General features: G+C 43.9%; 24 protein-coding genes and 3 pseudogenes. 8 read left to right on the top strand and 19 right to left on the bottom strand.

The genetic code is table 11. The features are described from left to right. Positions 1-7 precede the first annotated feature (7 nt). The 12 genes and pseudogenes from ACWJJ4_RS01055 to ACWJJ4_RS01000 all read right to left on the bottom strand — a co-directional run bounded on the left by ACWJJ4_RS01055 (position 8) and on the right by ACWJJ4_RS01000 (position 6,810). Complete coding sequence (locus tag ACWJJ4_RS01055; protein ID WP_454021366.1) at positions 8-373, bottom strand: YxiJ family protein; 366 nt, start codon at positions 371-373, stop codon at positions 8-10. 257 nt (positions 374-630) lie between these two features. Next, on the bottom strand, positions 631-1,458 hold the full coding sequence (locus ACWJJ4_RS01050) for a hypothetical protein (protein WP_454021365.1): 828 nt from the start codon (positions 1,456-1,458) through the stop codon (positions 631-633). Between the two features lie 42 nt (positions 1,459-1,500). Beyond that, positions 1,501-1,980, bottom strand: coding sequence for a hypothetical protein (locus ACWJJ4_RS01045; RefSeq protein ID WP_454021364.1), 480 nt, complete (start codon positions 1,978-1,980; stop codon positions 1,501-1,503). A gap of 67 nt (positions 1,981-2,047) precedes the next feature. Continuing rightward, positions 2,048-2,455 (bottom strand): YxiG family protein, encoded by a 408-nt coding sequence (locus ACWJJ4_RS01040; protein ID WP_367069344.1) that lies wholly within the window; start codon positions 2,453-2,455, stop codon positions 2,048-2,050. After that, positions 2,436-2,797, bottom strand: a pseudogene (locus ACWJJ4_RS01035) (hypothetical protein). Before ACWJJ4_RS01035 ends, ACWJJ4_RS01040 begins: the two are co-directional and overlap by 20 nt. A 62-nt stretch (positions 2,798-2,859) precedes the next feature. Continuing rightward, positions 2,860-3,069, bottom strand: a complete 210-nt coding sequence (locus tag ACWJJ4_RS01030; protein ID WP_015387497.1) for a hypothetical protein — start codon at positions 3,067-3,069, stop codon at positions 2,860-2,862. A 357-nt stretch (positions 3,070-3,426) separates the two neighbouring features. Then, on the bottom strand, positions 3,427-4,491 hold the full coding sequence (locus ACWJJ4_RS01025) for a polysaccharide lyase family 1 protein (RefSeq protein ID WP_454021363.1): 1,065 nt from the start codon (positions 4,489-4,491) through the stop codon (positions 3,427-3,429). A 141-nt stretch (positions 4,492-4,632) separates the two neighbouring features. Next, a complete protein-coding gene (locus ACWJJ4_RS01020) occupies positions 4,633-5,544 on the bottom strand; it encodes a DMT family transporter (RefSeq protein WP_070082594.1) in 912 nt (303 codons plus the stop codon). A 148-nt stretch (positions 5,545-5,692) separates the two neighbouring features. Beyond that, positions 5,693-6,139 (bottom strand): universal stress protein, encoded by a 447-nt coding sequence (locus tag ACWJJ4_RS01015; RefSeq protein WP_017418568.1) that lies wholly within the window; start codon positions 6,137-6,139, stop codon positions 5,693-5,695. An 81-nt stretch (positions 6,140-6,220) separates the two neighbouring features. Beyond that, positions 6,221-6,349 (bottom strand): annotated as a pseudogene (locus tag ACWJJ4_RS01010) (family 1 glycosylhydrolase); the annotation flags it as partial. A gap of 93 nt (positions 6,350-6,442) precedes the next feature. Beyond that, positions 6,443-6,589 carry a hypothetical protein gene (locus ACWJJ4_RS01005; protein ID WP_024085986.1) on the bottom strand — a complete coding sequence of 49 codons (147 nt, stop codon included), beginning with the start codon at positions 6,587-6,589 and terminating at the stop codon, positions 6,443-6,445. 41 nt (positions 6,590-6,630) lie between these two features. After that, positions 6,631-6,810 carry a hypothetical protein gene (locus ACWJJ4_RS01000; RefSeq protein ID WP_042635622.1) on the bottom strand — a complete coding sequence of 60 codons (180 nt, stop codon included), beginning with the start codon at positions 6,808-6,810 and terminating at the stop codon, positions 6,631-6,633. Positions 6,811-7,103: 293 nt separating this feature from the next. Between ACWJJ4_RS01000 and ACWJJ4_RS00995 the strand changes: the two genes are divergently transcribed. Beyond that, a complete protein-coding gene (locus tag ACWJJ4_RS00995; protein ID WP_454021362.1) occupies positions 7,104-7,478 on the top strand; it encodes a MerR family transcriptional regulator in 375 nt (124 codons plus the stop codon). Positions 7,479-7,759: 281 nt separating this feature from the next. Here ACWJJ4_RS00995 and ACWJJ4_RS00990 read toward each other — a convergent pair whose 3' ends face one another. After that, positions 7,760-7,936, bottom strand: coding sequence for a hypothetical protein (locus ACWJJ4_RS00990; protein WP_154066744.1), 177 nt, complete (start codon positions 7,934-7,936; stop codon positions 7,760-7,762). A gap of 133 nt (positions 7,937-8,069) precedes the next feature. Here ACWJJ4_RS00990 and ACWJJ4_RS00985 point away from each other — a divergent pair, with 133 nt between their 5' ends. Next, complete coding sequence (locus ACWJJ4_RS00985; RefSeq protein ID WP_032875613.1) at positions 8,070-8,693, top strand: hypothetical protein; 624 nt, start codon at positions 8,070-8,072, stop codon at positions 8,691-8,693. A 44-nt stretch (positions 8,694-8,737) separates the two neighbouring features. Here ACWJJ4_RS00985 and ACWJJ4_RS00980 read toward each other — a convergent pair. The 3 genes and pseudogenes from ACWJJ4_RS00980 to ACWJJ4_RS00970 all read right to left on the bottom strand — a co-directional run. Next, a pseudogene (locus tag ACWJJ4_RS00980) lies at positions 8,738-9,555 on the bottom strand (protein rep); the annotation flags it as partial. Positions 9,556-9,610: 55 nt separating this feature from the next. Next, entirely contained in the window at positions 9,611-9,967 is a 357-nt protein-coding gene (locus ACWJJ4_RS00975; RefSeq protein ID WP_223883515.1) for a YwqH-like family protein, read from the bottom strand. Between the two features lie 134 nt (positions 9,968-10,101). Beyond that, on the bottom strand, positions 10,102-10,512 hold the full coding sequence (locus tag ACWJJ4_RS00970) for a very short patch repair endonuclease (RefSeq protein WP_032875610.1): 411 nt from the start codon (positions 10,510-10,512) through the stop codon (positions 10,102-10,104). Between the two features lie 169 nt (positions 10,513-10,681). On the opposite strand from ACWJJ4_RS00970, the gene ACWJJ4_RS00965 reads away from it, so the two are divergent. Beyond that, a complete protein-coding gene (locus ACWJJ4_RS00965; RefSeq protein WP_032875608.1) occupies positions 10,682-11,788 on the top strand; it encodes a DNA cytosine methyltransferase in 1,107 nt (368 codons plus the stop codon). A gap of 138 nt (positions 11,789-11,926) precedes the next feature. On the opposite strand, the gene ACWJJ4_RS00960 is transcribed toward ACWJJ4_RS00965, so the two are convergent. From ACWJJ4_RS00960 to ACWJJ4_RS00950, 3 genes are all read right to left on the bottom strand, one after another. Continuing rightward, positions 11,927-13,549, bottom strand: a complete 1,623-nt coding sequence (locus ACWJJ4_RS00960) for an AlwI family type II restriction endonuclease (RefSeq protein WP_454021361.1) — start codon at positions 13,547-13,549, stop codon at positions 11,927-11,929. A 20-nt stretch (positions 13,550-13,569) separates the two neighbouring features. Then, entirely contained in the window at positions 13,570-14,013 is a 444-nt protein-coding gene (locus ACWJJ4_RS00955; protein WP_049589291.1) for a hypothetical protein, read from the bottom strand. 167 nt (positions 14,014-14,180) lie between these two features. Beyond that, positions 14,181-15,587, bottom strand: coding sequence for a glycoside hydrolase family 43 protein (locus ACWJJ4_RS00950; protein ID WP_454021360.1), 1,407 nt, complete (start codon positions 15,585-15,587; stop codon positions 14,181-14,183). A 241-nt stretch (positions 15,588-15,828) separates the two neighbouring features. Between ACWJJ4_RS00950 and hutP the strand changes: the two genes are divergently transcribed. The 5 genes from hutP (at position 15,829) to hutG (ending at position 21,797) form a co-directional block, all read left to right on the top strand. Further along, positions 15,829-16,275: a hut operon transcriptional regulator HutP gene (gene hutP, locus ACWJJ4_RS00945; RefSeq protein ID WP_004393292.1), complete on the top strand. Its 447-nt coding sequence runs from the start codon at positions 15,829-15,831 to the stop codon at positions 16,273-16,275. A gap of 112 nt (positions 16,276-16,387) precedes the next feature. Then, positions 16,388-17,926, top strand: a complete 1,539-nt coding sequence (gene hutH / locus ACWJJ4_RS00940; protein WP_025853677.1) for a histidine ammonia-lyase — start codon at positions 16,388-16,390, stop codon at positions 17,924-17,926. Next, positions 17,923-19,587 carry a urocanate hydratase gene (gene hutU, locus ACWJJ4_RS00935; protein ID WP_004393288.1) on the top strand — a complete coding sequence of 555 codons (1,665 nt, stop codon included), beginning with the start codon at positions 17,923-17,925 and terminating at the stop codon, positions 19,585-19,587. The genes hutH and hutU overlap by 4 nt, the downstream gene beginning before the upstream one ends. A 1-nt stretch (position 19,588) precedes the next feature. Further along, positions 19,589-20,854 carry an imidazolonepropionase gene (gene hutI / locus ACWJJ4_RS00930; protein ID WP_025853679.1) on the top strand — a complete coding sequence of 422 codons (1,266 nt, stop codon included), beginning with the start codon at positions 19,589-19,591 and terminating at the stop codon, positions 20,852-20,854. After that, positions 20,847-21,797: a formimidoylglutamase gene (gene hutG / locus ACWJJ4_RS00925; RefSeq protein ID WP_077723052.1), complete on the top strand. Its 951-nt coding sequence runs from the start codon at positions 20,847-20,849 to the stop codon at positions 21,795-21,797. The genes hutI and hutG overlap by 8 nt, the downstream gene beginning before the upstream one ends. The last annotated feature ends 13 nt before the right edge of the window (positions 21,798-21,810 follow it).

Here is a 21,810-nt window from a genome sequence, read left to right as displayed (position 1 = left end):
CTGCCTTTCATTTCTTGTTTAAAATGCTGACTAACAGCCTCCTGGCCCGTTCATGCCGCCCGATTTCCCGGCTGAGCTCCGGATAATCCGTTAAAGCGTTTTTCAGCTGCGCATATTGCGGATACAGCTCAAAAAAGGATTTATATAAGGCTTTACGCTGCCGCACAGGGATTTGTTTATTCGCCAACACAAAATCTAAGCTGCCGCAGACAAGTGCGAAGTATTCATAAAAATCCCCAGCGCAGGCAGCACCCTCAAAGTCTTCTTCGAATCTCCCTGCATCTGAAGGCAGCGGCCCCTCTAATTCTTTTTTGTATAATTTCAGGTTTCGGATGACGTCATTATTTAAAGAATATCTGTTGGATCTTAACATCTTAGAAGCACTCGGGTAGCGCCGGATTCGTCGATGATCGTAAACGAAAGCCCGTCATTCTGATGCCGTCCGAGATACAAACGTCCGCAGTTATCAAAAAGACAAAAACATCCTTTTACTGATTCTTCGACTATCTTATTCATTTTTATTTTCATGTCATTGCCCCTTGAGTCTTGGATGGTATTTTATTTATATCGATCGTTCACTCCGTAAAATGATATGCAGATGGCTGTAAAAAGCCATCTGCATAGGATTGATCAATACTTTATCAGATATAAATCGTTATCACTAAAGATAAAAATGCGGTCCTGGACGGCTCTGTACGTTGTTTCTCCTTTTCTATCAATACCGTGTATCATGACGTCAGCCTCTGATAAGCCTTTGTTCTCTTCATGAAATGCAAATAGGGTATCCTCGTGACTCTGAATCAGAAGCACCCTTTTTTTCGAAACGGATAGCTGATCACAATAGGAGTATTGATCGCCGTTTAGCACATATTCTGCAACAGTACGAATTCTGTCCCGTCCAATCTGATAATGCCCGATGACACAGCAATCCTCTCCCTCGAAACATACATACAAATCAGATTTGATCGATTGTACGGCATAGCATTCATGCATCATTTCTTTAAAATCGTCTTCAAAATAAAACGTTCTGTCTTCTGCATGAAAAGCAAATATCGCTTTTCCTTGAGGATTTCTCTCATCATACATACCCTCGTCCGTTAATCCGATCCATAATAAACCATCCTCACCCAGATGAAATACATTGGCGCTTAATAGAAAAGAACAAATCGGATTGATTTTATTACTGTTTATGCAGTATGCGGCTAATTGACACGTATGATTTTCCAGGTAAACGATCACGATTGTGTTATCATACGAATCAATCAGATAGAAATGGGCATCTTCAGAAAATCCGTGTAACTCTTTTTTGATTAAAAGAGAGCTGCCTTTCATAACCTCCAATATTACTTTGTGATCGTGCACCGACACAATAAATACCTGATCATCCCGACCCGCATTGAAATAGATGATGTGCTCTCTTTTATATGACCCAACCCGCTCCGCGGTAAGTTTCAACATCAGCAACACTCCATAGATTAAGAATCTGGAATTTATATCAAATTAATCAATGATATATAAATCTGCTGCATCAAATTCAAACCAAATGATTTTTTCATTATTTTCAGTAGTTACATCAACCTTTTGAGTGTTCAGGTTCATATAGGACTTATTTTTGGCAGGATTTGCTATTATAACAACAAAGTCATTGATCGATGCTAAAAAATATAATTCATCTAATAAGTGATCTGCCATCAATTCTTCTTTGGTTAGGGCACATTCAATATGAATGAACTTTTTCGATACAGTATTCATATTTATCATTTTCTTTTCAACCTTCTTCTTCCATTCTTCAATAAAAGAAGGTGATGCCATTACTTCTATCAGAACTGTTTCGAATTCTAAGTCATTCATTAATTGAGAAAAAGTATCTTTACTCACTAGATCACATGAATAAATCGAATTGTATTTAAGCGGATTAATCACATCCAGATTCCCTATAGCCTTCAATGATTCTTTTTGTAAATTTAAAGGAGTGTTCATGTTTGCCTCCGCGAACGATTTCGTTATGTAAGAAAAGAGAGGCTGGGAACCTCTCTTATTTGTTTATTTATGATTTTGAATGATACGCATAAAATGATTGGTCGTCAAAGCGAACTGTTTCAGCTTCTACAGCAATCAGCATTCTGTTCATGTCAATGAGAAAATTAGCATTTGATTGATACTCCGGAATTACAGCATTTGATAGATTACCGATTCCTTCCGGGTGGTAACTCATCTCAAATACTTGCCAATTGTATTCTTCAGGATCTATTTTTTCTAATCTCATATCACCAATATCTGCACTGAAATAAACAGATGCTACATTTTGAAAAAGAATGTTATGCGTATATTCGGCTTTATTTTCAACGACCTGAATCTTAAGTGAAAGTTCTTTTTTAAACACTTGAAAATCAAAATGAAGGACAGCGCACCCCCCACCTATGTAATCTACCCATTCATTTATTGTTTTGTACATCGTTTATCTCCCTAAAGTTTTGGAGTCTTTGAGATCTGATTTTAGAGTCTACACGAAAAGTTCTAGCTTCTCTTCATTACGAATATTCGTTTTCTTTATCTATACTCAAAATAAAAAATGGTTCAATTGTTTCTAAACGTATCCTGTCTTGATTGCCTGCTAATAACGCTTCGATCACTGATGTCAGCATTTTATATTCACTTTCTAATAAACGGCAGAGTAATCGCGGGCGATTACTTTATTATGTTCCAACATTTCAAACATTGTTGAGATAAAAGGATCATCCTCCGCCTCTTGATACCTTCTTGGTGTTATTTCAAGTTCCAGACAGCTGTCTCCGATTTTGGTCGCTGTCTCCTCCCTTTGAGTGAGAGAGGCTGGGAACCTCTCTTCACATTAATAGACTAGGATTCATTTAACATTTCAATCATTTCTGCCGCTTCTAAGTACAATTCATTTATCCTGTTTTGAATTTCTTCTGCGATTTCTTCATCACTTTCTAGATCTGATAAATATCCCGCTTTACCTGAAAACAACTTTTTTTCACAAACCCATATATCAAAATGATCTACACAATAGCCGTCTTCATTATCGTGAAAGCCGGTGCCGCCCAAATAGGCTGCAAAAAAAAATATCAGTGAATGATAGGTATTCTCCCGACTCTTCCAAAAGCAGCTTCAATTTTCAATCCCATTTTTCTAAACGTTTCTTGATTGTTTCATAATTTGTTTAATGCGATTCGTTCAAAATGTTTTTCTATTCAGGTTGATGTTTTCATGTTACTCTCCGGTATTCTGGCGGTTAGGGTGAGTTAAGTTCCACTTCTTGTGCAACACAGTTTTAACAATAGTAATATTATTGAAATTGTTTATCAATATTTCCCTAGGTATTTAAGGTTATTTTAAGGATTATAGGAATTTTGAACCTTTTATTCATATAAAAAAACCGCCGGCAGCCGGCGGTTTTTTGTATTATGGATAGCGGAGATTTGTATTTTGCGCTCCCGCGTAGGATTGGGCGAAGTTTTTGGCGTCCTGGGCTGAAAGCGTGCCGTAGCTGTAATTTGATCTCGGATTCCAGCCGGTGCGCGGTGATTTCGGGGCTTTGAGCGACGGGAATGAACCGATGTCAGTGAATTGGGCCGTCCCGTAGTCGTCTATCATTCCGCCTTTTTCATTTCCGTTACCGAAATAGTTGGCTTCTGAGAAGACAGTCGCGTTTGTATGAATGGTGAATCCTAAATTGAAATTGGTCACATAGTTGTTTTTTGCGTGAAAATAGCCGTATCTCATCAGGCCCGGTGAACGCACATAGACGTTATTAAAATAGTTGTTGGTGATCGTCATATGCGGATAGCCGATATAATTGCGTCCTTCGTTATCATCATTCGGATAACCGAGAATCAGGCCGTACAGATGGTCTGTGAATTTAGAGTTAGACAGCGTCACAAAATCCGCTTTGGCGCCGACATACAGAAGCTTTCCCAAATCGCTGCGGCTGTTCGGATTGTAGCTGTGGCCTTCAAACCACACGTGGTCAATCCAGTAATTCTGCCCGTTCGCTATGTACATCGGAATGTCGTTGTTGCCTGTAATGGCGGCATTATGGCTGATAATGAGATTTTTGAAAATCACATTGTTTGAGCCGGAGCCGGTGGTCAGATAGATGTTGGTCAGCCTGTGGCTGGTATAAGAGCCGACGATGGTTTTATTGGCGCCGACTGTCACAACGGCTTTACCCGGGGAAGAAATATCACTTGTGATGACGATGGTTTTGCGGTCCGTTCCGCCCGCATTGTTTTTCAGATCATTGAGATTGCTGACGTAGACGACGGGGCCGCCCTGGCCTCCCGATACGGCGGATTTTGCTTTTCCGTTATGATCCTTCGCATTGCCAGCGAATCCGGTAAGTCCCTGCATCACATCCGGATAAGCCGCTGCCGCTTCTGTCTGCTTGGATGCGGAACATACGATGGCCAGACAAAGCGCAAAGCCGAGTGCAGCCAAGAAAGCGAGATGACGCGTCTTCTTTTTCATGCCCTTCACTCCTTTAATCTCTTAAATTGTAAACACATGAAGTATTATACAATTACTATCCTCTTTTTCCATGATCTGTTTGTCTGCTTTTTCGTTATGGCTGAAAAGCCCCAAAACAAAAAAAGCAGCCGATACGGCCGCCTATATACGGGTGCTGTCTGCCTGAGTTTCCGCCGGCACGGCTTTTTGCTTTCGAATCAAGGACAGCGCCATCCCCGCAAAAATCATCACAATCCCCAAAGATTGATAAAGGTCGGGGCGAAATCCCGTAAATACGGTGTCAAGCACAATCGCCACCGCCGGATCAAGAAATACGATGATTGAAATAAACCGGGTGGATAAAAACCGCAAGCTGTCAAAAAAGAGCAAATACACAATTCCCGTATGAATGATACCGGTTGACACAATCATGATCCAGTTCACATGCGACAAATCAGAAAAAGCGCCGAAACGGACGAACGGGAGAAGAATGATAACGCCCAACCCGGTCTGCAAACAGGTGACCGCATATGGGCTGAGACTGTTGATACCTTTCCCGGCCAGTGTCGTAAAGGCGTAAAAAAGGGCGGCCAGCACGGCCCAAATAATACCCGATCCCATCAGCTGAGAAAATGATGTACTTCCGTTGATGCCGGAAATCAGGGCGGTGCCCAGAAAACAAATCACGATGGAAGTGACGGACACAATATGCAGTTTCTCCCGGTATATAAGGCTCCCTAGAAGAAGGACGAGAACCGGAGCCAGATGATAAACGGAAATCGCTATCGTCACTGATGTCTCCTCAAATGATTTAAATAAAAACACCCAGTTCAGCACGAGAAAAAATCCGCAGGCCAGTGTCTGCAGCACCTCACGCCGGTTCCATTGTTCGGTGCGGTACCGTCCGGAACCAAACCAGCAAACGCCCAGAAACAATGAGGCGCACAGACATCTCACAAAGACCAGTTCAATTGAAGGCACATTCGTATGTTCCGAGAAAAAGCCGATTGATCCGAAAATGACCATGGAAATGACCATTTTGATGACGGCATTTGATGTTTGTTCAGCTTGCATTGATTCGCTTCCCCCATATCATTGACTGTTTATTCAGACAAATACTAACAGCCATTTTACTTGATTCAGAGGAAGATTTCATCCTATTTTTCGAAAGACGGCGGTCTTTTCTCATTAAAAAAAGCCCCGCATCAGCAGGGTCTTCTGTTTAATGAACGATCAGTACAGGACAAGGAGACAATTGTGAGACCTTATGGCTCACGCTTCCGAGCATCATTTCTTTAAATCCGCTGATTCCGCGGCTTCCGACGACAATCAGATTGAAATGCTGTTCTTTCGCTATGTTTAAAATTTGATGCGCAGGTTCGCCTTGGACGTATAGGCTTTCCGCGTTTACCCCGCTTTCAGCCGCTTTCTGCTTGGCATCTTCCAGAATGGCCGCTCCTTTTTGCTCGACTTCATGTTTGATGTCTTCAATGAAGTTTTCCGGAACATAGACAATCCCTGTTAAGGCTGATGTGGAGACAACGGCTTCACGTCCTGCATAGAGAATGGTGAGTTCAGCCTGCTGTTCTTTCGCCAGATGGATCGCTGCGTCCAAAGCTTTGCTGCTCATGTCTGAACCGTCTACTGCTGCAAGAATTTTTTTAAACATATGAATCCCGCCTTTCTGCTTTTATTGTCCTCCTCTCTTTGCTGAATGTCAATTTTGCCGGCTTTCTCCGGAACATTGCGCTTACAGACTTTCTCCGTTTGTGGCGATGACGTCTTTATACCAATAAAAACTTTTCTTTTTCTTTCTTTCAAACGTGCCTTTTCCGTCATTGCCGCGGTCGACATAGATATAGCCGTAGCGTTTTTTCATTCTAAAAGGGTTCGGGTGGCGCTGAGTGAGTCAACTCCTTAATCCTCCCTACGGTCCGGTTACCGTTGACTCACGCCCTATTCGCTTGCTTCCCTAAAATCCTTTAATAACGCAATTCAAAAAAATAATTAACACAACAATCGCAGTAACAACCACTGCTTCTACAGTGTAGGTCACTTTTTTCCTTCGCATTTGCTCTTTATATTTTCTTTGGATTTCCCTCTTCTTATCAACATTCATTTTTTCGGCTCCTTCCCAACCCCTCGAAAACTTCACATCCCTTATTTTGAACTACCGGAATAAGACAGCTCTAGCGCTTTTCGTATGTATTCTTCTTCTGTGATTTCTCCATGAAACCGCCTTTCTAAGAGCTTTTCCTCTTCTTCCGTCAGCACTAAGCCCTCAAAGCCAAGGGTTGCTCTTACATATTTCATCCCTGTTTCAAAATCAATCTCTTGCATTACTACCCCCTCCTCTTTATCAAAAGGCCCTGCGGGTCATTTTCGCCAGTACGCCCCAATTTATTTGGTGCGTATAACTGGGCACTCCGTGACCGCTCCTAAATTCCAAAACAAACTCAAACACAAAAGAACCCAGTCAGTCCCCTGTCATGACTGGATTTTTCCTCTCGTTTAGGTATGCAGCGCCTTTTAAAATGCACCCTTTTCAAAACAACTCAAATCATAATAAAGGGTGCAACACTTAAAGGTGTCTGACCTCGCCATAGCGAACCTATTTTACGAGGTGATTCGTGATGGATATGGGAGTCAAATTATCGTCCAAGGACGTCGCAAAACACCTCGGTATAGAGCCGGTGACTGTCCGCAAGTATGCCAGTATGCTTGAAGAACAAGGCTACTCGTTCAATAAAGATTCGAAAGGATGGCGACTCTATACCGAAGATGACGTAAAGACTTTAGAGTATCTATGTACAATGACTAAGATCAATGGACACTCACTCGACGAAACGGTAAAGCATATAGCAAGCCTGTATCGTTCAAAACTGACCATATCGGATACCGCTACATCGCTACAGGACAATCCTTTGGTGGAATTCATGAAGCGACAGGCAAGAATTCCACCAAAGAATGGCGGAACGGATGGAACAATTCGAAAAAAGACAGCATGAAAGACACGAGACACTCACTGCGGCATTACGGAAGTCGCTAGAGACACAAAGAATGATCGCAGCCACTAAACAAAAAAAGTAGTGGCAATTTTGGAAATAGAACACACGGAAAATGGCGCACTTATACACACAACCCTGTGTACATGCTAAATCTCTCGATTTCCGTCAGGCGTGTTACAAAAAAGGAGACTTTCACCGAGTCCACTTTTTTATTTTTTCACTCATGCATAACAATTTTCTCTCTTTTGCACCGCAATAAAAAAACAGGCCTGAAGGCCTGCTTAATCTATTTTAGCTTTTTTCCATGCACTCCTAACAATTCCCATGATCACTATGTATACAATCGCAATACCAACAGTTACACCCTCAATTTTTGTAAAAAAGCTATTCAAAATTATTAATAAAAACGCTAGTACTGACGCAAACCAGTGTATAGATTCATATTTTTTGTCACTCATTGCTGATCCCCTCACTCTTTCTGTTAAACACTTTATATACCTAAATCCATCATGACACAATTTCCGCTATGGAATCAAGCGGTAAAATGGTTTATAATTTACAAGGTATTTTCAAGTAAAAAAGGGGGATAATATGAAATTTGTTCTAAAGTACAGAAGTAAAATTATTTTGGCAGTTGTTTCAGTGTTTTTATTTTCAATCCTTGGAACGACAGCCGCTGAAGCCGCTGAATCACCGAATAATCAATCATTAGTTCGAGACACTAATCTCGAAAAAGAATTTTCAAGTTTGCTTTCTAGTCAAAAAGCATTATACGCAATTGAAAACATACCTGACTCAGTGGTCAACCAAGGTTCTGATGCAATTTTAGATTGGTTCAGAAATAACATCGATGATCAATCGCTAATCAATGATATGAACGCCGCTGCAACTGAGCTTCATCAATCGGACAAACCATTCAAGACTCAAGGTGTCCTAGGTTGTATAAGTGCTGTTGGTACCGCACTTGCCAGCCTAGCTTTCGCTCCTGCAAAATTGTTAAAGATCAAAAAGGCAATAAAAGCCTTGGGTGGAGTAAAGACATTCGTCACTAAAACATATCAGTACTACAATTATTACAAGAAAAAATACCGCAGTAAAAAAACCGCTTGGAACAAAGCAGTCTCCAAAGCAGCTTCAAAAGCCAGCCCTGAAATAAAAGAGGCGATAATGGACTTCTTTGGCATTACGGCCATCGTTTCTGCTTGTATTGAATAACGGTTCCACAAAGTAAGAGAGCAAGCCACATGGCCTGCTCCCTTTCACTTGATTATGTAATTTTTGATGCCGGGATGCCAATAAGCCATGACCTCAAAAGCGCTGTTTGCCACCTCATCGTCTTCCTCATCAATCTTAACCAGATCGCCGTCTTCCGCATCTTCAAGGTTCAGATCTCAGATCTTTATGTATCTCCTATCTCCTTCAAAATGCCGCCGTACCCGATCAGCCTTCGCGCAGAAAGCGCATCATCCAAGTAAAACACAGTATTTAAGTTATCATCCGTCACCTTGCTGCCACGCACCACATCCGTGTCCTTAACAGGATATTTAGAAATTTCGAGAACTGCTTTTTGCTCCATCATGGCTTCCCGCACATCGCTCTCAATTTGCTCAGCATCAATTTCAGCTCTTCCCTTGACTCTTCGAATGTCAACAATCGGCGTATAGTCCAGTTTCATCGCCCTTTTCCAAAGACTTGTCCATTCTGCCTGCTTGATATAATTTTTGCCAAAATAACTTCTCTTCACAGGCAATAACACATGAAAATGCGGATGATATGTATCTTCTTCATGATTTTTAGTAATCTCTAAAGCTCTAAAATAGCCAAGTACCGCTGTATCGACCCTTTTGTATTTCATGAGACGATTAAACCCTTTCATCATGTCAGAAATCTTAGACTTCAGCTCTTCTCCTGCTACATTTCTGACAGTCAGCGTGAGAAAGATCCACCCGCAACCGTACTGCCGGTTAGCTTCTTCTACAATTAATTTATTATGATAAGCAATTTTTAACGACCGGCGCCACGCACACATAGGGCATAACCTCACTTTGCAAAAACGGGCTTGATACAGCTTCAGTTTGTCCCCTGCTTTACCATATGGAAATCCATCTTGATCTCCTGTCCCATATCGCACCTCATCTCTTCTCTTTTTGTTTTCGGATCTCATTCTCAATTGATCGTATTCTGTGCTGAAGTGTATGCACGTCACCCTCTAATATAGAAATCTTTTCATTAATGCGTTCAATTATCCCGTTCACCTGGTCCTTTTTGATATCAGCCCAGGCATGTGCCATATCTTCGCAACACTCTTCAAAGGCCTTTGCATGGCTCCCTTTCCACGTATGCGGGGATAAATGAGGCTGACTGATCAAATGGTTGATATCTGCAAACTCATGTTTTAAATTTGTTATTTCATGTCTGACTTGTTTCAAGGCATGAATGTGCTCTTGTTTTATAGCAAAGTCGGCTCTTGCCGAATGTAATGCGTTCATCTCTGCTAGTATAAGTAAACACCCCGCTTGTAAATTTTGGGCATTATAGACTATTTTCATGTTACAATATGGGTTTATTTGGATGAATAGAAAAAAGGGATTATTTATCACCGGAAAAATTTATAATCAGTTATTTACATATTCGTTTTTATAAAAGTTTCTATCTCATCTATTGTTCTTTCAAAATTCTCTTTAAAAGCATGTTCCCAAACCCTTAATATATGCCAGCCATGTTTTATATAGTAGGAAGTAACCTTTTGATCTCTTTCCTTATTCCGCTTCAGTTTTTTCTCCCAATACACTTTGTTGCTTTTTGGCTGATTTCCGTGAGAGCTGCATCCGTGCCAAAAGCAAGAATCAACAAAGATAACAATTTTGTATTTTTTAATAGCTATATCTGGCTTACCAAAAAGAGATGAAACATTTCTTCTGAATCGCAGCCCCCTGTTCCATAAGGCTGCGGATACTTTATCTTCTAATTTTGATTTTGCTTTAATCGCCTGCATATTCTTTCTTCTTTGTTCTTTTGTATGAGTATCAGCCATACGATTCCCCTCCCGATTTGTAAAAGTTTTCCCTCAATGAAAACATTTAAATCTTCTATTAAAACAAAAGTTTTCTCCTTTTAAATTCGCGAAACAAACGTTCCCTTTTTAGCGTTAAGATGTGTTATAGTTTATAATGTGTATGAGATCAACAAATGGAGGTTTTTATATGATCTTCCGAAAAGGAGAATTGTTCAGCGGACCAGGAGGACTGTCTTTAGGAATTACAAGTGCCCGTGTCGTTGACAGTTCCGGTAATGAATACAGCATAAAACATGAGTGGTCTAATGATTATGACGAATCTGCATGTAAAACATACAGAAGAAATATCTGCAAAAATATTGATGACCCGTCAGTAATTGAGGGTCCTGTACAAGAATTGGATATAGAAAGCCTCCCTCCTATAGATGCATTAGCCTTTGGATTCCCTTGCAATGATTACAGTATAGTTGGAGAACATAAAGGAATGAGCGGAGATTACGGCCCTCTTTACTCATATGGTGTAAAGGTGCTCAATTATCATAATCCGAAATTTTTTATTGCTGAAAATGTGGGCGGTCTGCAAAGTGCAAATGAAGGTAAAGCTTTTATTCAGATATTGAGAGAACTGGGAGAAGCGGGGATGGGTTATACAATCACTCCTCACTTATATAAATTTGAGGAATACGGCGTACCGCAAAAAAGACACCGTATTATTATAGTAGGTATCAGAAAAGACCAGAATTTAGAATTCAAAATTCCTGCTCCTACTACTCCTAATCAGTATGTTACTGCATACGACGCACTCAATAATCCGCCTATTCTTGATTTTACTGAAAATCATGAGCCTACGAAACATAATCAAAAAACTATTGAGATGCTGAACTATATTCCTCCCGGAAAGAACGCCTGGTATGAGGGCATCCCGGAAGAATTACGACTTAAAGTGAAAGGTGCCCGAATGAGCCAGATTTATAAACGTCTTCATCCGGATGAACCATCTTATACGGTGACTGGAAGCGGCGGCGGCGGCACTCACGTGTACCATTGGGAAGAGCCCCGCGCCTTAACAAATAGAGAACGGGCACGCCTGCAAACCTTTCCTGATCATTTTGTATTTGAAGGAAAGAAAGAAAAGGTAAGACAGCAAATCGGCATGGCTGTTCCTCCAAAAGCTGCTCAAATTATTGCAGAAGCGATACTAAAAACGTTTGCTGGAATTGAATATGACTCCATTGAGCCAAAATGGACTTTTAAAGAGTTAGTTAAAGAGGAAAAAGTTCCTTATATGATTTAAGAAAAAGGAATCTGCAGTCAGATTCCTTTTTCTAATTCAGGCACTCTATAAATATAAGCACAACTCTGTAAGCACGCTTAAAAACATAGTACTAATAGATAATTTAAAGTTTCTACTCTAAATGCATAATTCAATCTCTTAACTTTTGTTGACTTCTTTTAGTAATTGTTCAAATGATGAAAAGCTCTTATTTTTTACTGCTCCGAGAAAAATACTTACTCTTTGTTCAGGCATTAATTCATTTTCTATACAATAATCCAGTAATCCTAATAAAGTTTTAGAATTCAGCATAATACCATCAACAGAGTATCCCTGAAGATTTCTTTCAGTTAATCTTTTTATTTTTTCTAAATTTTTAACACCTCTAAATTCATTTGATGCTGTTACGTACCCATAAAAAACCATTTCTTTATCCTCGTAACCTTTATAATTTGGTATATATTCCGAAGCCATATGAGAGGCAAAAGAAGCACTTAATGTAAACTTATCCTTGTATCTCTTTGCATCTATTATTCCATACACGTTACCATAACTGATTAAAATATCAATTTCTGTTCTTTCCCCATTTAAAGCTTTAGGATGCATTGTGACCTCAAAACCCAACGCTTTAAAAATGTTTCCCGTACTTTTTTCAAATTGATGATCGCTGTTCTCATTTAAGTAGCTCTCGACAAAGTTAATATTTAAGGCTTTATATTGATTATCAGCCAGGATTTCATCGGCATACTCTTCTGCATCACTCCGAGGAAATTCTTCATTTAGAATTCCAACAAGATCTTCTTTATCAAGCATAGACGGAGTAGGTATATTTTTAAGAATACTTTGAAGCTTCCTTTTTGTTTTTAATGAATTAGTTGCAGGTTTTATGTTATGGAAGGAGCTTGCTTTGTAGCTGTCAACATCTAATCCGTTATTTTCAAACATTCTTTGCAAAGAAATGAGATAGCGTTTATTAAACGGATACTTTGCATCCAATATTTCCATCTCATTTTTTATTTCCTCTTTTTTGGAATTTTCAACTATTAATGCTTTGCCTCTAACATATTTCACCAATCCTGTATACTCGCTTATCAGCATAAAAGTATGCGCAACATCAGAATGAGCAGTATTGAAATCTCGAGCTCCTTTATCTGACCTCTCTCTATGTTCGAACTTTTCAGCTATATTTTGTTTTAATTTATTTTGTTCTTCAACACTAGAATTTCGGAAATTGATAATACTTTCTGTTATTTCTTTTATTTGATTATCTTTTTGGGCCACCATTACAAAATAGGTAATTTCTTCTTTTGTAACATAATAATCTAGCGATTCTTGATTAACTAATTTAATTAAAAATCTTACGGGACGTATTTGAAAGTCCTCATGAAACTTAGGTTTAAATCCTTTTTCTAAGAAGTATGCATTTGGATATTGAAAGGTGAGTATCTGCTTCCGAATATTTTGATATACTTTTTCCTCTTTTAGTATAGACCTTCCGGCTTTAGTCAGTACAACCTTTCCCTCTTCATCTAAATAACAATAAGCAAAAGTCCTTAGTAATGCCATCCATGTTCTCCCGCCCGATCCGCTCTCACTTATATTCTGTCTTTTAATACCTATATCTGCTAACTCTTGTTCATATCTTTTGTGTACTTCTCTATTACCTGACCAAGTCAGTTTTAATTCATCAGTTGCTTTATATAAAGCCTTTATGGCTTCCTTGTGAAACTTTGGATCCCTTTCCGGCCTTGTAATGAACCAAATAAGCCTTTCTGCTGCCATATCTCAGTCTCCATTTCTGTTTATAATTCTTTAATTTTCATATAAAGTTTTTCTTCTTCAATACTCATTATTTTTTTCTTTTTCATAATTTCAAAATAGAACGTTATACCTTTTAAAAAATCCTTATTGTGTTCAATATAACTGTCAAAATCGCCATCTGTAATGTTATTTGTTCTTCTCACTATTTCTAGAATTTCAATATCCAAAAGCTCGTCTATTGTTATTTCATTCATTTTATTTTCTTTCAGCAGCTCATTAGTAGCATCGAGGTATCTCAAAACTGTTGATATTTTAGGAACCTTCATTTCATTCAGCATTTTGTTAAAAGCATTATCACTCTTACCGGCTTTTGTACTTAAATGAGTTTGTTTAATATTACTATTATCCCGGATACTATTTAACTTATCTAAAATCTTTTTCGCTATAACCTTTTCTAAAAAGCTTTGAAGTACAACATTACTCATATTTCTCCTCTTTCAAAAAATGAACTTGTTTTAAAAGAACTTACAACTATAATAAAACAATCTCTATAACAATATTATACTCTATAGAGTATTAATTACTTTTCAAGTGATTTTTTATATTACAAAAAAAAGAACCTTCTTAATTAAAAGAAGATTCTGAGTCCGCCTCACTCCACTCCCCAAACAGCCTCCCCATCACCGCTCAGCACACTAAACGTCACAACTTCCTTCTCTCTCGCTGAGTCCCATTCTTTCAGGAAGACGCCGTCATAATTTGTGCCGTTCAGGTTGATTCGGGCTTTGCTGCTGTCGGTTATTGTCCAGGTTCCGGTCATTTCCCCGGAAATGGTGCCGTCGTTGTTAAGCCGGATGGTTTTTGGGGTTTTGATCGTAGCTGTAATGTCTTTTCCGTGCTGGATGAGTTTGTAGGCTCCGGATGCGGCGGCTGCCGATATGTGTGTATCCGGTTCTCCCGCGTAGCGGTACGGCGCTGCAACGGGCCATCCGTCTTTGTTCATGTACAGCCGATGCACTCTGACTTCGTGCTCTTCTCCTCTGTTCGGGAAACGGGTGTGGAAAATGAGGTATGATCGTTTCGTTTTCCCGTCGTAAAACACGGAGTTGTGTCCCGGAGAGACGTAGCCCGTGCCTTTTTCAGATTGTGAGGCGAAGCTGTAGCCGCCCATGAGTTTGACCCCGTACGGTTCAATTGATTTGTCGTCGAAGAAACTGCCGTCTTTTCCTTTGGCGTCAAGCATGTTATGGCCTGCGGCGTCATAGTACGGACCGTCCGGATTTTGGGAACGCGCCACACGCATATTGTAACCGCCGGCTGTGTCAAGTCCGCCGAATGACAGATACAGATAGTAATATTTCGTTTCCGGATTGTAGCTGATGTACGGGCCTTCGATTCTGCTGTGATTTCCGCCGAGCAGTTTTTTTCCGTAGCCTTGGTTCGGGAGCGGGAAACCGGTTTTCGGATTCATTTCCAGTATAAAAATCCCCCCGGAGTAAGAGCCGTACACCATCCAGAGCTTGCCTTTATGGTCAAAAAACGTTTGCGGATCTACGACGTTCGGGTGAACGTTTGCATGATACGTCGTGCCGTCTTCGCTTTTTCCTTCCATGCCTGATTTCAAAAAGATGCCTTTGTTTTTGTAGGGTCCTTCGATTTTGTCACTCACGGCGACACCGAGAGCGGATCGCGGCGAGTCTCCTTTACAGGCGTTATAGTACATGTAATATTTCCCGTCAGCCAGCTGAGCCACATCCGGCGCCCACAGCGTATCAGACTGGGCCCAGTCGAATGTCTCTTTTAATTCGGAGTAGACGTTCGGGATCAGGGGATTATTGGGATTGACGCTTGAAGACAGTTGCTGCCACTGCATCAGGTTTTTCGACTTGGCGGAAGCCAAATGCGAGCCGAATACATAGTATGTATCGCCTGTTTTGATGACGGACGGGTCATGCACGCTGACCTCTGAAAAAACGGGATGCTGGGCTTTTGCCTGCGGCAGAGTGAACCCGATAACCGCTGCTGAGACCAGGCACACACGAAAGAAACTGGTTTTCATTTTCTGAAATCTCCTCGCTCTCTTCTTTTCTTAAAACGCTTTCAAGACAACGCTCCATTTTATGACGCGGATGGCGGAAATATGTGATCAACAGCGCCGGCTTCCCGATGTACCGCTTTAATACAATAGCAATCTGATTTGTGAAAGACTGGAAAAAAAGTTTTGACTTCTGATTCGCAAACACTTAATATAAAAAACAGTTACTAGTTATCAGAATATTTAAGAATTGAGTGAAGCATATATGACCTTACACAAAGACCGCCGCATCGGGCGATTGTCCGTCCTTCTTCTGCTTCATGAGACTGAAGAAAACCAGCAGATCAGCCGGCTGGAACGGGACGGCTGGAAAGTCTGTCTCGGCAGGGTGGGTTCAATGGATGCGCATAAGGTGGTAGCTGCAATTGAAACCGCTTCCAAAAAGAGCGGCGTCATTCAATCTGAGGGTTATCGCGAATCACATGCGCTGTATCATGCCACAATGGAAGCTTTGCACGGAGTGACGCGGGGCGAAATGCTGCTTGGCTCGCTGCTTCGTACCGTGGGCCTGAAGTTTGCCGTCTTGCGGGGAAATCCGTATGAAAGCGAGGCGGAAGGCGATTGGATCGCCGTTTCACTTTACGGCACGATCGGAGCTCCGATTAAGGGGCTTGAGCACGAAACATTCGGAGTCGGAATTAATCACATATGAATCAGCCCATAGATTTCAGATGATAGGGGGCTATGCGTGAAATATCATTTTCATGGCATAGCTCCTTTTTCTATGGGCGCTTTACCAAAGTAAAGAAAAAGGGGTTGAAATGATGGTAACGTTAGACGGTTCCTCACTGACAACCGCAGATGCCCAGCGTGTGCTGTTTGATTTTGAAGAGGTTCAAGCATCTGCCGAAAGCATGGAACGTGTGAAAAAAAGCAGGGCGGCGGTTGAACGGATCGTTCAAGAAGAGAAGACCATTTACGGGATTACGACGGGGTTCGGCAAGTTCAGCGATGTGCTGATTCAAAAAGAAGACGCCGCGGATCTGCAGCTGAATCTGATTCTTTCTCACGCGTGCGGTGTCGGTGATCCGTTTCCGGAATCTGTATCGCGGGCCATGCTGCTTTTGCGCGCCAATGCCCTGCTGAAAGGCTTTTCCGGCGTGCGGACTGAGCTGATTGATCAACTGCTCGCGTATCTCAATCATCGCATTCACCCGGTCATCCCGCAGCAAGGGTCACTGGGGGCGAGCGGAGATTTGGCGCCGCTTTCTCATCTCGCACTGGCGCTTATCGGGCAAGGCGAAGTCTTTTACGAAGGGGCCCGGATGCCGGCAGCTCATGCTTTGGAAAAGACAAACCTTCAGCCGGCCGTCCTGACCTCTAAGGAAGGGCTCGCGCTGATCAACGGAACGCAGGCCATGACCGCGATGGGACTGATCGCTTACCTCGAGGCCGAAAAGCTGGCCTATCAGTCGGAACGGATCGCAAGCTTAACGATCGAAGGCCTTCAGGGCATTATCGATGCGTTCGACGAGGACATTCATGCTGCCCGCGGATATCAGGAACAGATGGATGTCGCAGAGCGAATCCGCTATTACTTGTCAGACAGCAAGCTGACGACCGTCCAAGGGGAGCTGCGTGTCCAGGACGCCTATTCGATCCGCTGTATCCCTCAAGTCCACGGCGCATCATGGCAGACATTAGCGTATGTAAAAGAAAAATTAGAAATTGAGATGAATGCCGCGACAGATAACCCGCTCATTTTCGAAGACGGCGCCAAAATCATCTCAGGCGGAAACTTTCACGGACAGCCGATCGCCTTTGCCATGGATTTTCTCAAAGTGGCGGCGGCCGAGCTTGCGAATATTTCTGAACGCCGTATTGAACGGCTTGTGAATCCGCAGCTGAATGACCTGCCGCCCTTTCTGAGCCCTCAGCCCGGCTTACAATCCGGAGCGATGATCATGCAATATGCGGCGGCCTCCCTCGTGTCAGAAAATAAAACCCTGGCCCATCCCGCCAGTGTCGATTCCATTCCTTCATCGGCAAACCAGGAGGATCACGTCAGCATGGGAACCATCGCCTCAAGGCACGCCTACCAGATCATCGCGAATACGAGACGGGTGCTTGCCGTTGAAGCCATTTGCGCGCTGCAGGCCGTGGAATACCGGGGTGCGGAACATTGCGCCTCGTACACAAAACAGCTCTATCTCGAAATGAGAAACATCGTGCCGTCCATACAAGAAGACCGCGTGTTTTCTTATGACATCGAACATCTGAGTGACTGGCTGAAGAAGGAGTCTTTTCTGCCGAATGAGCATCACCAAAAACTGATGACCAATGAAGGGGGACTTACAAGATGACTGATGTAAAGAAATCAATCCGCGCCGGCCGCGGCACCGAACTTGAATGCTTAGGATGGGAGCAGGAAGCCGTGCTCCGCATGCTCCGAAACAACCTTGACCCGGAGGTTGCCGAAAAGCCGGAGGATCTGATCGTATACGGCGGCATAGGCAAGGCCGCGCGAAACTGGGATGCTTTTCACGCGATTGAGCGCTCCCTCAAAACATTAAAAGATGATGAAACACTGCTGATCCAATCCGGAAAACCGGTCGGACTGTTCCGCACGCACAGTCGCGCGCCCCGCGTCCTGCTGGCTAATTCGGTCCTCGTGCCGAAATGGGCGGATTGGGAGCATTTCCATGACCTTGAGAAAAAAGGACTGATGATGTACGGGCAAATGACCGCCGGCAGCTGGATTTATATCGGTTCACAAGGTATTTTGCAAGGCACCTATGAAACCTTTGCGGAGCTTGCGAGACAGCATTTCGGCGGCAGTCTGAAAGGAACCCTTACGCTGACGGCCGGACTTGGCGGAATGGGAGGCGCCCAGCCGCTGTCCGTCACGATGAATGATGGCGTCGTCATCGCCGTTGAAGCGGATGAAACACGGATTGATAAACGGATAGAAACAAACTATTGCGACCGGAAAACCGCATCAATTGACGAAGCGCTGCGCTGGGCCGAAACAGCCAGACAAGCCGGAGAACCTTTATCGATCGGCCTTCTCGGCAATGCGGCAGAGGTGCATCATGAGCTTTTGAACCGCGGCGTCCATATTGACATCGTGACCGATCAGACTTCCGCTCACGACCCGCTGATCGGCTATATTCCGGCAGGATACTCACTTGAGGAGGCCGACCGCCTGCGCCGGGATCAGCCTGATTTATACGTAAGGCTTTCCAAGCAGAGTATGAAAAAGCATGTGGAAGCCATGCTCGCCTTCAAGAAAAAAGGGGCTATCGTCTTTGATTACGGCAACAACATCCGCCAGGCTGCCAAAGATGAGGGTCTCGCCGATGCTTTTGATTTTCCGGGATTCGTTCCCGCCTACATCCGGCCTTTATTTTGTGAAGGAAAAGGGCCGTTCCGCTGGGCTGCGCTGTCCGGTGACCCTGAAGATATATACCGCACGGACGCTTTATTAAAAGAGCTGTTTCCAGAAAATCAAGCCCTTCACCGCTGGATTGACATGGCGCAGAAAAAAGTCACGTTCCAAGGCCTGCCGTCCCGTATTTGCTGGCTCGGCTACGGTGAACGGGAAAAGATGGGGCTCGCCATCAATGAATTGGTCAGAAACGGCGAGCTGAAAGCCCCGATCGTCATCGGAAGAGACCATTTAGACTGCGGATCTGTCGCCTCTCCGAATCGGGAAACAGAAGCGATGAAAGACGGAAGCGACGCGGTCGGCGATTGGGCGGTGCTGAACGCGCTGATCAACACGGCCTCAGGCGCAAGCTGGGTTTCTTTTCACCACGGCGGGGGCGTCGGCATGGGGTATTCCCTTCACGCGGGAATGGTCGCGGTCGCTGACGGCAGCATCCTTGCGGAACAACGGCTTTCCCGCGTTCTGACAAGCGATCCGGGTATGGGCATCATCCGCCATGCGGACGCAGGTTATGAAAAAGCGGTTCAAGTCGCCGAGGAACAAGACATTATGATACCGATGAAAAAGGAGCGGTAACATGCCGAAACAAATAGATACCATACTCACCAACATCGGCCAGCTGCTGACGATGGAATCCGGCGGCCCCCGATCCGGCGGGAGCATGCAGGATCTTCATGTCACGGAAAATGCCGTCATCGGCGTTCACGACGGGCGCATTGTTTTTGCCGGACATCAAGGAGCGGAGAAAGGATACGAGGCAGGAGACATTATCGACTGCGGGGGACGGCTCGTCACCCCCGGCCTCGTCGATCCCCACACCCATCTTGTATTCGGAGGGTCCCGCGAAAAAGAACTGAATTTAAAAATTCAGGGCATGTCTTATTTGGATATTCTGGCGCAAGGCGGCGGTATTTTGTCAACGGTCAAAGACACGAAAGCCGCCTCCGAAGAAGAACTGATTGAAAAAGGGCTTTTTCACCTCGGACGCATGCTGTCATACGGCATCACGACCGCGGAAGTAAAAAGCGGGTACGGACTCGACAAAGACACGGAGCTGAAACAGCTGACCGCGGCGAAAAAACTGGGTGAGCGCCAGCCGGTCGACCTTGTCACGACCTTTATGGGAGCACACGCCATTCCGCCTGAGTACCGGAACAGCCCTGACGAATTTCTGAATCGCATGCTGCAGCTTTTGCCTGACATAAAAGAAAAAGGCCTTGCGCAATTTGCCGATATTTTCACAGAAACAGGCGTCTTTACCGTCAGCCAGTCACGGGACTACCTGAAAAAGGCGGCTGAAGCTGGTTTCGGCCTGAAAATCCATGCTGATGAGATTGACCCGCTCGGCGGCGCGGAATTGGCGGCAGAGCTGCATGCTGTTTCTGCCGATCATTTGGTGGGGGCATCTGACGAAGGCATCGAAAAGCTTGCGGAGTCCGGAACGATCGCCGTCCTGCTGCCGGGCACGACTTTCTATCTCGGAAAACACACTTATGCGAGAGCCCGGGAGATGATTGATGCGGGCGTACGGGTCAGTTTGGCGACTGACTTCAACCCGGGCAGCTCACCGACGGAAAATCTCCAGCTCATTATGTCAATTGCCGCGCTTCATTTAAAAATGACCGCAGAAGAAATCTGGCACGCTGTCACCGTTAACGCTGCGTATGCGATCGGAAAAGGCGAAGAGGCCGGACAAATCAAAGCCGGACGGGCGGCTGACATTGTCATTTGGGAAGCGCCGAATTACATGTATATCCCGTATCATTACGGCGTCAATCATGTCCGCCGTGTCATCAAGAACGGGAAGACGGTCGTTTCAAGGGAGGGAGCCGCTCTTGGATAAGTATCCGTTTCTGCAAAAAGCCGGCTCCCTCTTCAACGACCGCCATGTGACAAGGATCGGCGATGTGACGGAAGCGTGGGCGGGACAAACGATCAAAGGGCCGGCTTTGATCGGCGTTCCGCTTTCTAAGTCGTCAATCAGCCATTCCGGCGCCTGCTTTGCACCCGGTGCGATCCGCCGGGCGCTCGGCGGCATTTCCGCATATTCCGCGGAGCTGCGGGAGCATGTCATTGACCATCTGTACGATATCGGCGATATTCAGATTCACGTCACGGATGTCGTCAAATCTCACGAACACATTTATCGGACCATTTATGATATTCTGACGGACCAGCCTGACTGGGTGCCCGTCATTCTCGGCGGCGACAACTCCATCAGTTATTCCGCCATTAAAGCCATTGCGGAAACGAAAGGAACAACGGCCGTCTTTCAATTCGACGCCCACCATGACGTTCGCAACACAGAAGACGGAGGGCCGACAAACGGCACGCCATTCCGCCGTCTGTTAGATGAAAATATCATAAGCGGACAAAACCTGATTCAGCTTGGAATCAGGGAGTTCAGCAACAGCTTGGCATATGAACAATATGTAAAAGAGCGTCAGGCAGACGTGCATACAATGGAGATGATCCGTGAGAAAGGGCTTCTCCGAACGATACAAGACACTTTGCCGGCCGTTCAAAAAAGAGCCGACGCCATTTTTATTTCGGTTGATATGGATGTGCTGGATCAAGCTCATGCGCCCGGCTGCCCTGCGATCGGCCCCGGAGGCCTGTATACCGAGGAACTGCTTCAGGCGGTCCGGTTTTTAGCCCAGGAGGCTGACATCTCGGGTATTGAGATCGTTGAGGTTGATCCGACACTTGATTTTCGCGATATGACAAGCAGGGCAGCCGCACACGTCATTTTACATGCATTGAAGGGATTTAAATTGTCACGTTAAAGTCAAATCCGGC

Source organism: Bacillus sp. JK62 (genome assembly GCF_053663455.1).
The sequence above is the reverse complement of the archived record's forward strand: the minus strand, read 5'-3'. Positions and strand labels throughout refer to the sequence as shown.

Coding starts and splice junctions, on each gene's coding strand:
- ACWJJ4_RS01055 (WP_454021366.1), bottom strand. CDS start 373: ATGTTAAGATCCAACAGATATTCTTTAAATAATGACGTCATCCGAAAC.
- ACWJJ4_RS01050 (WP_454021365.1), bottom strand. CDS start 1,458: ATGTTGAAACTTACCGCGGAGCGGGTTGGGTCATATAAAAGAGAGCAC.
- ACWJJ4_RS01045 (WP_454021364.1), bottom strand. CDS start 1,980: ATGAACACTCCTTTAAATTTACAAAAAGAATCATTGAAGGCTATAGGG.
- ACWJJ4_RS01040 (WP_367069344.1), bottom strand. CDS start 2,455: ATGTACAAAACAATAAATGAATGGGTAGATTACATAGGTGGGGGGTGC.
- ACWJJ4_RS01025 (WP_454021363.1), bottom strand. CDS start 4,491: ATGAAAAAGAAGACGCGTCATCTCGCTTTCTTGGCTGCACTCGGCTTT.
- ACWJJ4_RS01020 (WP_070082594.1), bottom strand. CDS start 5,544: ATGCAAGCTGAACAAACATCAAATGCCGTCATCAAAATGGTCATTTCC.
- ACWJJ4_RS01015 (WP_017418568.1), bottom strand. CDS start 6,139: ATGTTTAAAAAAATTCTTGCAGCAGTAGACGGTTCAGACATGAGCAGC.
- ACWJJ4_RS01005 (WP_024085986.1), bottom strand. CDS start 6,589: ATGAATGTTGATAAGAAGAGGGAAATCCAAAGAAAATATAAAGAGCAA.
- ACWJJ4_RS01000 (WP_042635622.1), bottom strand. CDS start 6,810: ATGCAAGAGATTGATTTTGAAACAGGGATGAAATATGTAAGAGCAACC.
- ACWJJ4_RS00995 (WP_454021362.1), top strand. CDS start 7,104: ATGGATATGGGAGTCAAATTATCGTCCAAGGACGTCGCAAAACACCTC.
- ACWJJ4_RS00990 (WP_154066744.1), bottom strand. CDS start 7,936: ATGAGTGACAAAAAATATGAATCTATACACTGGTTTGCGTCAGTACTA.
- ACWJJ4_RS00985 (WP_032875613.1), top strand. CDS start 8,070: ATGAAATTTGTTCTAAAGTACAGAAGTAAAATTATTTTGGCAGTTGTT.
- ACWJJ4_RS00975 (WP_223883515.1), bottom strand. CDS start 9,967: ATGAACGCATTACATTCGGCAAGAGCCGACTTTGCTATAAAACAAGAG.
- ACWJJ4_RS00970 (WP_032875610.1), bottom strand. CDS start 10,512: ATGGCTGATACTCATACAAAAGAACAAAGAAGAAAGAATATGCAGGCG.
- ACWJJ4_RS00965 (WP_032875608.1), top strand. CDS start 10,682: ATGATCTTCCGAAAAGGAGAATTGTTCAGCGGACCAGGAGGACTGTCT.
- ACWJJ4_RS00960 (WP_454021361.1), bottom strand. CDS start 13,549: ATGGCAGCAGAAAGGCTTATTTGGTTCATTACAAGGCCGGAAAGGGAT.
- ACWJJ4_RS00955 (WP_049589291.1), bottom strand. CDS start 14,013: ATGAGTAATGTTGTACTTCAAAGCTTTTTAGAAAAGGTTATAGCGAAA.
- ACWJJ4_RS00950 (WP_454021360.1), bottom strand. CDS start 15,587: ATGAAAACCAGTTTCTTTCGTGTGTGCCTGGTCTCAGCAGCGGTTATC.
- hutP (WP_004393292.1), top strand. CDS start 15,829: ATGACCTTACACAAAGACCGCCGCATCGGGCGATTGTCCGTCCTTCTT.
- hutH (WP_025853677.1), top strand. CDS start 16,388: ATGGTAACGTTAGACGGTTCCTCACTGACAACCGCAGATGCCCAGCGT.
- hutU (WP_004393288.1), top strand. CDS start 17,923: ATGACTGATGTAAAGAAATCAATCCGCGCCGGCCGCGGCACCGAACTT.
- hutI (WP_025853679.1), top strand. CDS start 19,589: ATGCCGAAACAAATAGATACCATACTCACCAACATCGGCCAGCTGCTG.